The organism is Staphylococcus sp. HMSC06C11, assembly GCF_001808345.1.
GTDB lineage: Bacteria > Bacillota > Bacilli > Staphylococcales > Staphylococcaceae > Staphylococcus > Staphylococcus capitis.
Genome location: NZ_KV793045.1, coordinates 125,784 through 139,397, shown reverse-complemented (window position 1 = coordinate 139,397; position 13,614 = coordinate 125,784). Strand labels below are relative to the sequence as shown.

The 13,614-nt window shown below is 32.2% G+C and carries 11 protein-coding genes; all 11 read right to left on the bottom strand.

Annotated elements, in window-relative coordinates; genetic code table 11:
• Nucleotides 1-32 precede the first annotated feature (32 nt).
• On the bottom strand, nt 33-1,001 hold the full coding sequence (dhaK, locus tag HMPREF3154_RS07975; protein WP_002433253.1) for a dihydroxyacetone kinase subunit DhaK: 969 nt from the start codon (nt 999-1,001) through the stop codon (nt 33-35).
• A gap of 263 nt (nt 1,002-1,264) precedes the next feature.
• Complete coding sequence (locus HMPREF3154_RS07970; protein ID WP_002433416.1) at nt 1,265-2,281, bottom strand: FecCD family ABC transporter permease; 1,017 nt, start codon at nt 2,279-2,281, stop codon at nt 1,265-1,267.
• Entirely contained in the window at nt 2,278-3,282 is a 1,005-nt protein-coding gene (locus HMPREF3154_RS07965; protein WP_002433120.1) for a FecCD family ABC transporter permease, read from the bottom strand. The genes HMPREF3154_RS07970 and HMPREF3154_RS07965 overlap by 4 nt, the downstream gene beginning before the upstream one ends.
• Before the next feature lie 27 nt (nt 3,283-3,309).
• Nucleotides 3,310-4,107: an ABC transporter ATP-binding protein gene (locus HMPREF3154_RS07960; protein ID WP_002433244.1), complete on the bottom strand. Its 798-nt coding sequence runs from the start codon at nt 4,105-4,107 to the stop codon at nt 3,310-3,312.
• A 248-nt stretch (nt 4,108-4,355) separates the two neighbouring features.
• Complete coding sequence (locus HMPREF3154_RS07955; RefSeq protein WP_002433225.1) at nt 4,356-5,189, bottom strand: YitT family protein; 834 nt, start codon at nt 5,187-5,189, stop codon at nt 4,356-4,358.
• 873 nt (nt 5,190-6,062) lie between these two features.
• Complete coding sequence (locus HMPREF3154_RS07950) at nt 6,063-7,292, bottom strand: NupC/NupG family nucleoside CNT transporter (protein ID WP_030059164.1); 1,230 nt, start codon at nt 7,290-7,292, stop codon at nt 6,063-6,065.
• A 300-nt stretch (nt 7,293-7,592) separates the two neighbouring features.
• A complete protein-coding gene (locus HMPREF3154_RS07945; RefSeq protein WP_002469828.1) occupies nt 7,593-9,320 on the bottom strand; it encodes an ABC transporter ATP-binding protein in 1,728 nt (575 codons plus the stop codon).
• Between the two features lie 355 nt (nt 9,321-9,675).
• Nucleotides 9,676-10,074: a glycerol-3-phosphate cytidylyltransferase gene (tagD, locus tag HMPREF3154_RS07940; RefSeq protein WP_002433252.1), complete on the bottom strand. Its 399-nt coding sequence runs from the start codon at nt 10,072-10,074 to the stop codon at nt 9,676-9,678.
• A gap of 125 nt (nt 10,075-10,199) precedes the next feature.
• On the bottom strand, nt 10,200-11,267 hold the full coding sequence (locus tag HMPREF3154_RS07935; protein WP_070474591.1) for a glycosyltransferase family 2 protein: 1,068 nt from the start codon (nt 11,265-11,267) through the stop codon (nt 10,200-10,202).
• Nucleotides 11,264-12,358 carry a teichoic acid glycerol-phosphate primase TarB gene (tarB, locus tag HMPREF3154_RS07930; protein WP_030059010.1) on the bottom strand — a complete coding sequence of 365 codons (1,095 nt, stop codon included), beginning with the start codon at nt 12,356-12,358 and terminating at the stop codon, nt 11,264-11,266. Before tarB ends, HMPREF3154_RS07935 begins: the two co-directional genes overlap by 4 nt.
• A gap of 170 nt (nt 12,359-12,528) precedes the next feature.
• A complete protein-coding gene (gene tagG / locus HMPREF3154_RS07925; protein WP_030059008.1) occupies nt 12,529-13,341 on the bottom strand; it encodes a teichoic acids export ABC transporter permease subunit TagG in 813 nt (270 codons plus the stop codon).
• Between the last annotated feature and the right edge of the window lie 273 nt (nt 13,342-13,614).

The window sequence follows — 13,614 nt, the reverse complement described above, 5'->3', positions numbered from 1 at the left end:
CTCTATATTGTATATTTATTCACAATTATTTTTTATGAGTTAAAATAACGACTTGTTGTAGGTGCTAAAAATGCTGTTAACCACTCTTCATTAGCAGGAACTAATGTGATAGAAAAGCCTTGCATATCAAGTGATGTCATAAAATCACCTACATACCAATGTTTTACCCCATAATGCTTCTTATCAAATAAATCTTTGAGATATTTAGTTACAATATTGAGTTCAGATAGTGGTGTGCCACCCATACCATTAACCATTACTATAAATTCTTCTCCTGATATTTCTTTATCTAATTCTTCTACTAATGTTGAAACAATTTGATCTACTGGTTGTATAGCTTCACGATGCAAACCTTTTTCACCATGGATGCCGATACCAATCTCCATTTCATTGTCATCAATATCAAACCCATATTGACCTGTGGTTGGAACCATAGGAGGTGTTAAAGCCATACCAATTGTTTTTATTTCAGACATCATTAACTCTACTTTTTCTTTTATTTCAGTTAATGGTACTCCTTTTTCAGATAAAAAGCCTGCATACTTATGAATTAAAACTGTACCAGCTACACCTCTTCTTTGTTCTGGCGTACTAATCGCAATATCATCTCTAACTATTACTGTTTCAACTTGAATATCTTCCATTTCAGCCATTTCTTGGGCCATTTCAAAGTTCATCACATCACCAGCATAGTTTTTAACAATGAGTAAAACACCATCACCAGTGTGAACGGCCCTAATAGCTTCTAAAATTTTGTCTGGAGTTGGAGAAGTAAAAACTTCACCACAAACTGCAGCATCAAGCATACCTTGCGCGACATAACCAGCATGTGCAGGTTCATGACCGCTTCCACCTCCTGATACAAGTGCTACACCATTTTGTTTTTTATCTTTTCGTACTACAACTGTATCTTCAATTACATCTAATTCAGGATTTGCTACTTTTAAGCCATCTAACATATCACTTAAAAACTGTTGTCTATCTTTTATTAATTTCTTCATAAAAAATCCCTCCTTATCAATTTATCATCAGTATAAAACAGCTTTATAGACAATCGCTAATATTAAGTGTGTCTTCAATAAAATGTTCACAAATCATGTTTACTAATTAATAAGAGGGTTCATACTTATATATTAAAAAAAGCCTATAAATGAATGTTCACTCTAAAATCCATCCATTTAAAAGCTTTATATTATGCATTATTTTAAGAAATATAAATACGCTCGATATTCAAATTTAATATTTTACCTATCACTTAACTAATCTATACACTTTTTGTTCTATACATTAGGTATAAGAAGTAGGGTGCCCCTATAATAGCAACTACTATACCTGCAGGAACGCCAGACGGTTGGAGAATAACCTTTCCTAAAGTATCGGAAAAAACAAGTAAAAATGCACCAACTAATATGGCAATTGGTAAAAAAAGTTGATGTCTAGGACCCACTATACGTTTGGCTATATGTGGCCCCATCAAACCAATAAATGAAATTGCACCAGCAACCGCAACAGCGACTGAAGATAAAATAACTGCTACAAAAAATAACACTATTCTCTCACGTTCAACTTTAACGCCTAAACCCTTAGCAACATGTTCATGTGTATTAATAATATTTAATTCATTTGATTTAAATAACAGATATGGCACGATAACCATGATCCAAGGAATAAATGCAAGAACAAATGTCCAATCATCTCCCCAAATATTACCAGCAAACCAAGTTGCCATGAATTCTGATTGATCTTCATCAAACTTTGACATCAGGGTAATAGAGCCTCCATATAATGCCGTTTGCATACCTACACCTATTAATACCATGCTGGCAGGGGTTAACCCACTATATTTATTTACACTAAAAATAAATATAACTAATGCTGTAGCGACACCACCAACTAAACTAATTATAGGTAAAACATAAACGAAATTATCTGGTTTAACTTGTCCAATTGTTACAAATAATGCTATCGCAAAGCCCCCGCCTGCATTAATTCCTAAAATACCAGGTTCTGCTATAGGATTTTTAGTAACACTTTGAACAACGGCACCACTCATACTTAGCGCTGCACCTGCTAAAATTGTAATCAACATGCGAGGAAGTCGGAAATCTATTAAAATAAGCGAGTCCGTATCATCACCCTGACCAATTAGAGTTTTAAAGAAATTTGGCACAGGTATTTTATATTCCCCTGAAGCAATACTCCAAGTACATGCTGCAAATAGTAATATGGCAAATACGATAAAAGTAATGATTTGTTTACGTCTTAAATTCGGATCAATCATATTGAACGTCCTCCTTTTTTAACAAGGTATAAAAAGTAAGGTACGCCAATAAACGAAATAATTGCTCCTACCGGGGCTTCGCCTAGTAGTCTTGCAATCATGTCAGCAACTAATACTAATACACCACCAAATATTGCAGTCAGTGGGAGCACTTTTGAATAATCTGTACCTATAATAAAGCGAACAATGTGAGGTACCATTAAGCCTACAAAAGCAATTTGTCCAACCATTGCCACAGCAACGCCAGCGAGTATCATTGATAAAACTAAGCTTAGTCCGCGAATCATAGAGACATTTTGGCCTAATCCCTTAGCAAGTGATTCACCTAAATTCAAAATAGTAAGTTGCTTGCTAATAACTAAAATAATAATTAGCGTAACGATAATTATTGGGCCACTCCATATAAGTTGTCCCCATGTTGTACCTGATATTCCCCCAGCACTCCAAAAAGTTAGAGATTGATTTAACCTAAATATAAGAGCGACACCTTGACTTAGTGCAGTTAATAACGCACTTATAGCTGCACCAGCTAAGATAATACGCATAGGATTAAATCCATCACGCCTAGACCGCCCAATCATTAACACGATGAAGCCACCTAAAAGTGCACCTAAAAATCCAGATATCATTAATAATAAAAATGGTGCCTCAGGATAAAAAGCATAGGTCATTGCCAAACCAAACGTTGCACCTGAGTTTAGTCCAATTAAACTTGGATCAGCAAGCCCATTCTTAGTTACACCTTGAATAACAGCACCAGCTACAGCTAAAGCCATCCCTACAAGAATTGCACCTAAATCTCTAGGTATTCTAATTTCACTTATGATATTATGATTTTGATTTTTAGGATTATAATTGAAAATTGCATCAAATATGGTAGGAATATCAACATGTGCTTTCCCAAATAAAATAGAAAGAAATAGTGCTAGTATTAGCACTATTACTCCACCTATTAAAAGCGATATAAACTTAAAGTTTTCATTTTTCTTTTTTTCTAACATTGTATTTTTAATCCTTTGTCTTCTCTTTTACGAGTAAGTCTTACTAAACAAATCATAAGTAACAAGTAGAGGTTTACCAGTACGAGGATCTTCATCTAATACCACATCGATATTGAATACTTTTTCTAAATTATCTTTAGTAAGTACTTCTTGAGTTGTACCATTTGCTACAATATTGCCATCTTTCATAGCAATTAAATGATCCGAGAAGCGAATAGCTTGGTTAATATCATGCAATACCATTACAATCGTACAACCTTGTTCTTTATTTAATTTCTGTACAAGTTCTAGTATTTCTAATTGATGACAAATATCTAAATAAGTTGTAGGTTCATCTAAGAATATAATATCCGTACGTTGTGCTAATGCCATTGCAATCCAAACACGCTGTCTTTGTCCACCACTTAAATCATTGATTGAACGATGACGGAATTCACTAGTACCAGTAACTGATAATGCCCAATCAATTTCTTTTTTATCTTCTGCTGTTAAACGGCCAAAGCCCTTCTGATGCGGAAAACGTCCATATGATACGAGTTCACCTACCGTTAAACCGTCAGCAACTTCAGGTGATTGAGGAAGTATCGCAATCTTCTTAGCAATTTCTTTAGTTGATTGAGCATGGATACTTTTACCATCTAAATGAATTGCACCTTCTTTAATAGACAACAAGCGTGATAATGCTTTAAGCAATGTAGATTTGCCACAACCATTAGGTCCAATTATAGAAGTCACTTTACCATCTGGGACCTCTACGTCTAAATTATTAATAATCGTAGTATCACCGTAACCAATTTTAACTTGTTCACCGTTTAAACGACTCATAATTCCCCTACTTTCATCTAAATAATACATTTTATATCGTAAAAACATTGAATTTATTTTTTCGTGTTTATTATTTCATTATTAATCGTAATTGATAATCATTATCATAGATATTATTATAACATCTATAGCTTTTAATGACTAACAGATATTTTTATTAATCGGTTAAATCATTTAATTTGAAAAGTAACGACGAAAAGCGGGACAGAAAATCTTTCTGTCCCGCTTTTTCACTAAATAATTTAATATTATTCATCTAGTAAGAAACCATTACCATACACATCTCTTACATCATGAATAACTAAAAATGCTTTTTCATCAATATTTCTAATAATACGTTTAGCACGTGAGACCTGAGTTTTAGAGATAACTACATATAACACGTCTTTTTCTTCACGTGTATAATACCCATGACCATTGAGTATTGTTAAACCTCTACCAACTTGTTCATCAATGGCTTTAGCTACCTCATCGGGCGTACTCGAAATAATAGTCATTGCTTTCTTTGTATTTAAACCCTCGATCACATATTCCATGACTTTAGTACCTATATATAAAGAAATAATAGTTACTAAAGCCTTATCTAATGAAATTTGAGTTAAAGAAATTAATACCACAAGTAAATCGAAGAAAAGCAAAGCATATGGAGTACTGATATCTAAATATTTATTTACGATTCTAGCTAATATGACAGTACCAGCAGTTGTACCTCCAGCTAATACTATGACTCCGATACCCACACCGACACACGTACCACCAAAAACTGCGTTAACAATCACATTACCTGTATGCACGTGCCATGACTCAGTTAGATCTAAAAAGATAGACATTAAAATAGTTGCTACAACTGTTAAATACATACTACGTTTACTTAAAAACTTATAGCCAATGATGATTAATACAGCATTAACCACAAAGTTTGTAATTGCAGGTGATAAATGAAATGCGTAATATAATACAATTGCTATACCGGTAACTCCTCCCTCACCTAAGTTACCAGAAATAATAAAAGCATTAACTCCTGCTGAGAAAATGAATGAACCAGCAATAACTAATAATATATCTCTGATTGTTCTTTTCATTCAACCACCCCTTTATTTTCTCTTAATATAAAAATGGTAGCACAAGCGTGTAATATTCTACAACACTACTTCAACAAAATCTTTTATATTTAACAAAGTCATTGATTAAATAATGTAAAAAATTATATTTTTACTGTTATTTCTTTCTCAACTAGCATTTGCTTATTCATAAAACACCAATCGACGAACAAATTAAAATATTCTGAATTTTTAATTTACTTATGACATAAGTTCTGCTATAATTATTTTAACTTCTTGAAAGAGAAGTTATCTCCTTTGTGTTGTTTATAGTAACAAAACAAATTTTGCTCGAAGTACTGTGACAGTACCTAGTCCTTACCGTTACAAGTACATTAATATTCATTTCCCATAAAAGCCAAGTATAAGAAGTGTCTCCTCACTTTCTATACTTGGTTTTTATCATTTCAAAGAGCTTTTCAGCCTCCTATTAAATAATAAAAAGGATTGTTCCAACAATTTCTCTAACATGTTGCGAAATATTTTTTAGGGAGATAAGAACTGAAGTTTTTATTAATCGTGTAAATTGAGTCTTATTATAGTTTTTTATTCATAAGGCATCTCGGTAATTCAGTTTAGTGAAGTTTATTCAATGATAGGAAAGTGCCTTATATTTTAAAGTATATCGATGTGAAATTACATGGTAATATGTAGTATCTTTGACGAGATTCCTGAAGGAGCAGTCCCAGTCCTAAACCTAGATTGAGACGGACACACTGCGACACGAAACCATACTATACGAAGTAATGAATATAAAAGTAGCAGTAAAATGATTTTAATTAGAAATCATTTTACTGCTACTCTTTTAGGGAATCATGTCCCAGACGCTTAGAATAATTAAATTCTTAAATTTAATTACCATGCAAATAATCCAACAAATGCTGCAGTTAGTAATGATACTAAAATACCTGCCAATAACATCATTGGTACGTATTTGGATACAAAATCTGATGTTTTCTTATCAACAATTCCTTTTAATGTACCTACAATCATACCTATAGTTGAGAAGTTAGCAAATGATACTAAGAATGTTGAAATCACTGCTCTATGGTGTGGTGAAAGTGAATTGACTTGCTTAGAAACTTCACCCATTACTACAAATTCGTTAGTAACAATTTTTTTAGCCATTTGTTGAGCAACTTCCCACGCTTCATTCCAAGGCAATCCAAGTAATAAAGCGAATGGATACATAAATACACCTAAAATTTGATTTAATCCAAAGCTACCTTTCCAACCAAAACCATGGGCAATTAACCCAGTGATTAGATGAATAAAGCGATCAATTAAATCAGCTAACGCTACGAAACTAATCACAAATGCGATGATAATAAGCACTAGCTTACCAGCTGCTAAAACTGAATCTCCTAAGAAAGAGAAGAATGGTTGGCGCTCTTCTTGATGATCTTTAATGCTATAAATAACGTCTTCTTTTTCCTCAACAGATACTGGATTCAGTATAGATGACACGATAATCGCGTTAATTATGTTTAGAGGAATAGCTGTCAAAACGAGCTCGCCAGGTATCATTTGAACATAAGCACCAACAATAGCCCCTGAAACGGAACTCATCGACATCATAGCCAAAGTTAATACACGCATTTCATTCATACGTTTCAGTTGTTCATTGGAAACAGCTAAGGCTTCAGTATTTCCTAAGAACATCATTTCCACACCAAAGAATGATTCAAATTTTGGTTGACGAGTAATCTTAGCAAGTAACCATCCAATACTTCCAATAATTTTTGGAAGTATATTAAAGTACATCAAAATATCAAATAACGGTACAACTAATAAGATAGGAAATAACGCGCTAATAGCCATATCCATCTGCTTTCCAGTAGTGAAACTAGCAAACGCGAATCCAGTTCCTTTGTGCGCAGATTCTATCACCCATGCTATCCCATTTGCCGCACCTTTGACTCCATTTCTTCCCCATGGAAAATAAATAAAGAACCATGCTAAAAACAAATTCAAGATGACTAAAATCAGTATCGATTTCCATTGAATATTTTTACGATTCCTTGAAAATATAACCGCTATACCCAAAAATACGATTAACCCAATGATATTAATTAGTAAAAACATTTGGCACCTACCTATTCATGTATTTTCATAAAAAATAATTAAACATCCAATATAAATAGTAGTAAGACTACAAAACTCTACAAGAAGGGCTTCTAGATTTGAACTTTATATCATTTAAATCATTTAAATCCGGTCATAACCCGTACTTTATAACATTATGTATATCTAACGTTCCACTTCTTACAAGAGACATTATACCACTTGTAAATTTAGGTTAAAATAATGGTTTTACGAATATCTCACAATATTTAGGAGGAGATAAAAAAACACGCCCCACATTATAGTGGAACGTGCTATAACTTAGTCTGATAATTTTTGAGATGTGACAAAGTTTTTATATTTTTCATGAGATGCCATTAATTCACCATGAGTACCTTTACCAGTGACTTGACCTTTATCAATAAAGATAATTTGTCCTGCTTTCTTAATAGTGGAAAGTCGATGAGCGATGACTACTGTTGTTCTACCTTCCATTAATGTCTCAAGCGCTTCTTGAATTTTAACTTCACTTTCACTATCTAAATTGGCAGTAGCCTCATCTAATAGTAAAATATCTGGGTTCTTAACAAAGCTTCTCGCAATATCAATACGTTGACGTTGACCACCAGATAATTTAAGGCCTCTTTCACCAACCATAGTGTCATAGCCTTCATCAAATTGCATGATGAATTCATGACAATTCGCAAGTTTAGCATATTCAATTAATTCATCATCTGTTACTTTCCTATTGATACCATATAATATGTTATCTCGAATTGAACCACTCATCATTGAGTTAGATTGCATAACGTAACCAATCTTATTACGCCATTTAGACAATGGGATATCATATATACTGCGATGATTATATTTAATGTCTCCATTTTCAATATCATACATACGTTCAATTAAATTGAAAATTGTACTTTTACCTGAACCTGAAGGTCCCACAAAGGCACTTACTTTGCCTTGAGGTATATTAAACGTAACATCGTTCAAGATTTTCTTAACATCATATTTAAAATCCACATTTTCAAAGCTTAGCTCTCCATCTTCAACGATTTCATCTTTAGATTCAGATAAAGCTTCAGTTGGTTCAATTGGTTCTTGCATAATTTCATGTATACGCTGACTTGCACCGACAGCTCTTTTATAATCAGTAACCAACGTAGATAAATTAATTAAAGGCATTGAAAGTTGAATAACATAGAAAATCATAGCGATTAATGTACCTGGCGTAATAGCACCTGTACCAATTTCTAGGGCACCGAAGCCTAAAATAATCGCAATTGTAAGTAACATAACTACACCTGAAATTGGTTGCACAATGGCTGAAATTTTAGCCTGCTTTAAGCCAAGATTGTAAATCTTTTTCAAATTAACATGTGCATTGTCTAGCTCTAATCTTTCAGTATTAGAAACCTTAACCAATCTCATTTCCGTAAGCACACGACCGAGTAAACCACTAAAATTAGCGATTTCAGATTGCGTATTTGTAGAAATCTTTTGCATTACTCGACCTAGTGGAATCATGATAAAAACAAATATAGGTATCGTAATAAATGTAAGTAATGTTAATTTCCAATCCATTATAAATAACATTATTAAAGAACCTATTAAAGTTAATACTGATGGTAATAAATTAGGCAATTTTTGAGATATAAATTCATTAATAACCTTTGTGTCATCAGTAAGACGACTCATTAACTGACCACTTTCGTTTTTATCAAAGAACGGCATTTTTAATTGGATGATATGTTCCCATAATATAGAACGAATGGCATAAATAATTTTCTCACCAATTTTACTAAGTAAATAAAGTCCTACACCACTTAGTAACGCGTTAACTAAGAAAATTGCGCCAAAAATTCCTATCATGCCCCAATTAATACTACTTACAGAGAATTTATCTACAATTCGTCCTGTAAATAATGGCACTAATAGCCCACTCAAACTTCCTAACGAAGTAATAATAACCGCTGCAATGATTAACCCATATGGCCATGAAAGCCTCTTAAATAAGAAAAATAAAGGGTTTTGTTGTTTCATAATTTTACCTCGTCTTAAATTGTCATATTTTCATTTTGCTCAATCATACTATAAATCCATTTCTACCCCAAATAATAATACACTTTACAATCTTTTAAATTACAAAAATGATTTTACATTATTAAATATAATAAATAAAAAAGATTAACAAGTCCTGTAAAATAATTCTTAAAAATTCCCTTTATCTTAAGCTATTTACGTTCATTATAACTTTGTACTTCGCATTAAGTATTATAACACCTTTTAGTTCAACTGACGAAGGTCCACGCCTATAATTTTACGCAATAATCATTTAATTCTTATACAAAAAATATGCGTGCTACTCTTAGTAACACGCATGTAAATAGTTTTAAAGTTATTTAGCATCTTTTCCATATAATTCTTGTTTAATCTTAGTTGTTGAGATACCTTCTGTACGATTTAGATAAATCACTTCGCATTTATCTTTCAAGAAATCAAATTCGCCTTCCCAATCGTGACCCATAACAAAGACATCAACTTCAAAACGATCAACATCTTTTTCTTTTTGGCCCCATCCTTCTTCAGGGATTACTAAATCTACATAACGAATAGACTCTAACATCATTTTACGTTGCTCATAATCATAGTACGACTTTTTATTTTTTATTTGGTTGAATTCATCTGTAGAGAGCGCCACGATAAGATAATCGCCCATTTCACGTGCTCTTCTCAGTAATTCGATATGACCATAATGTAGTAAATCATATGTACCATAAGTAATTACTCGTTTCATGATACGTATTCTCCTTAACTTAAAATTTAATAAAAATTTACAATCTTAATGTAGCATAAATATTTCACCCTTACCATTAATTCAATATAAGATAAGGATAATTTTATACAAATTTTCTTATTGCATTATTTCTTATTTAACATGCGTTTTAATGATTGCTTCCCTGAAAATGATGCACGTCTAGGAAGTACTGAAACTTTAAAACGTAAATAACCAGGTCGACCTATACCAACACCTTGTAATGTCTTTCTCCATTGTTGATAAAACGTTTTCGTCCAATTTGTTGCACTTTGCTCAACAGCTCTTACAATTCTAAACATTGCATTCCCTGAGTAATGGGTATGTTGCATAGCTTTCATATAAGTTGTAACACTATCCATGAACGATTGAGTCATTTGACTATTCTTCATTAAATGCGCTTGTATTAAATAACTTACGATAAGATTATCCATCCGATAACTGTAATATGTCTTTTCCTCAATGAGTAACAATAACTCCATGACACGTCGACGCACTTTTAAAGCGTCCTTCATATAAGGGAGAAATGTATCAGCACGTTGAGCTGTAACTGACCCTTCTCTTTCATTATATACATAAACAATATTTGGTATAAGTTGAATATCTCTTGCTTTAGAAAATGCTCTCACAATAAACGTGTGTTCTTCACAGAATACGACATCCTCATCAAAACGTAATCCTGCATATTTGGCACTAAATAATTTAGCGCCAGGACCTATCGACTGTAAAATTTCAGGCTTGCGATCAAGCGTGACTAACTCATCCAATACAATATCATCATGTGTCGGAATCACTTTCCAATCACCATTGATACCTCTGCCCATTTGTCCTATAACTACATCAGTTTCTTCATTTTTTTGAAATGCTTCAACCATTAAATCAATTCTACTAGGTAAGAACTCGTCATCAGCATCTAAAAATAGAAATCCTTCAACGTCATCTGACATTGCCTCTAATCCAACGTTTCTACTACGTGCTGCACCTTGATTATCTTGATTAATCACTTTAATATTTTTATGCTCTTTCTGAAGTTCTGTAAGCACGCGTTTTGTATTATCGGTCGAACCATCATTTACGCAGATAATTTCATAATCTGACTTACTATCCACAGAAAGGATTGCTCGTTTGATAGTATCTTCAGCATTATATACTGGAATAATTATTGCTAATTTCATAATTTCACCAACTTATTTATAAAATTGACTAACTCGTTTAAACTTTCTTTCGTATTATATCGATGCCAAGTATTAAATAATGATTGTAGTGGTACATCATTCTCTTTAAGTGCTTGAATTAAACTATTTTCATCAGTAAATTTATAGTCATTTGGAATCTCATAATAAAATGAATTCAATCCTCTAACATTTTCATATTCTTTCTCATCATAGTTATAGAATAAGGTAGGTTTATTGAGCAAACTTGCTTCAATTGGTAGCGAACTATAATCACTAATAATGACGTCTGCCATAATCATTAAAGAAGATATATCGATATCTTGTGATGATTGTCGATCTCTAATCGAAGGGTGCAAATGGCTTAATAACGTATAATTAGGTAGGTTTTGTTCAAACTTCTCTTTATTTATAGTCCTATTTGCAATTTTAGATTCCCTATACGTAGGCACATATACCGCTAATTTATCTTTAATATGATACTTCGCTTTCAAACTACGTTGTGCTTCTTCTATATCAATATTTAAATATTTTACTAATCTAGGAAGTCCAAACTTTAACATTTGATCAGGACGTGCTTCAAATGATTCCTTAAAGCACTGAGCCATCTCTTCTCCACCTATTAAATAATAGTCTGTTGCATCGTAAACACGCTTATATTGTTTAACCATTGTTTGATTATTCACGTCCACCTGATGGTCGGTCAAACCGAAATCTTTGAGCGCTCCCGCTGCATGCCAAGTTTGAATGACAGCTTGTCCTTTCTTTTTATGATATCCGCCCATCATAAGATAATACGTGTCAATAATAATGACTTTAGCTGAGCTTAATGCCTTAATATGGCTAATCACATTTTTATTTCCTGCAGGTATGAATGTTATATTTTTCAAGTTTTTTAAATGCGCTTGATCCTTCATTTTTCCAATAACTGTAATATCGTACTTCTGTTGACTTAATGCTTCAATTATTGGAAACACATCTTGTTTAAAGGTCATCATAACTACTATATGATTTCGGTTTATTTTCTTAGTTTTAAATAGATAATTTAACACCTTAATTATAAACATATATATTTTTTTTATTAGAATTCTCATGTTTTCACCGTCTTTATTTACTCAATCGTATTATTAAATTATAAACGATTCTTTCTTCCTTAGAAAATGATAATAGTATCTTTAATGCTCATTAAAAAGTTGTAGTGTGTGATTTTATTTTTCAAAAATAAAACCTTGATCCAGAGTGGACCAAGGCAATGTATAAATCTTTATAAGAAATCTGCAAAATGATCTCTATAACGTTTATGAAGAATAGAGCCAATAACAAAGAACAAAATAATAATACAAATGTTATATAACATCAATTTCCAATGATCGATAAAGTACCATTGATGGAATAAAATTGCCGCACGATATGATTCGGCAATAAAATAAACTGGGTTGAACATCATAATTTGATGTATAACACCACTCACACCATGATTTTTAGGTACCCATAAAATTGGAGACATATAGAATAATATTCTCATGAGCGCTTGCATTATCATTTGTGTATCCCTTACAAGTATTCCTAGCGTTGACGTTAACAAGGCTACGGATGAAGTTAATAAAAATGCAAAAGGTACATAAATTAATAATTGAACAATATGAATACTCGGTATAATTCCTTTAAACATACATGCGATGATAATAATTGCTAACAATCCTAAATGACCGTAAAATCTGCTAGTTACAATGTACGTGGGAATAATAGATAATGGAAAATTCATTTTAGCAACTTGATTAAATTTTTGTGAAATTGATTTGGTACCTTCAAGAACACCTTGGTTAATGAAAAACCACATACTAATTCCCACTAGCAACCAAAATACAAATGGGATACCATGTATTGGTGCATTACTTCTAATTCCTAAACCAAAAACTAGCCAGTAAACCATAATTTGTAGCGCTGGGTTTAAAATTTCCCATGCCATTCCTAAATAGTTACTGTGATTTGAGATTTTAATTTGAAATTGTGCCAGTCTTTGAATTAAATAGAAGTTTTTGAGGTGTTCCTTTAAAACAGTTCCAACTGCTGACATTAAACCCAACCACGCTTTCTCATGCAATAGAAATCTATCTATTGTAAAACTTTATTAAATAGTCTTTTAAACTTATATTTTGTAATCACTTTATTCTGAATAATAGCTTATTGTTTATTACAAGCATATTATATTATACAATCATTATCGTTAAAAACAGTAATGATAATATTTAACTTTTATGTGAAGTATGACAAAGATAGTATTTTCACATTTAATAATTTTAACAAAATCTTCTATTCACTTTACACTAGGTTAATAAATTTAACAACT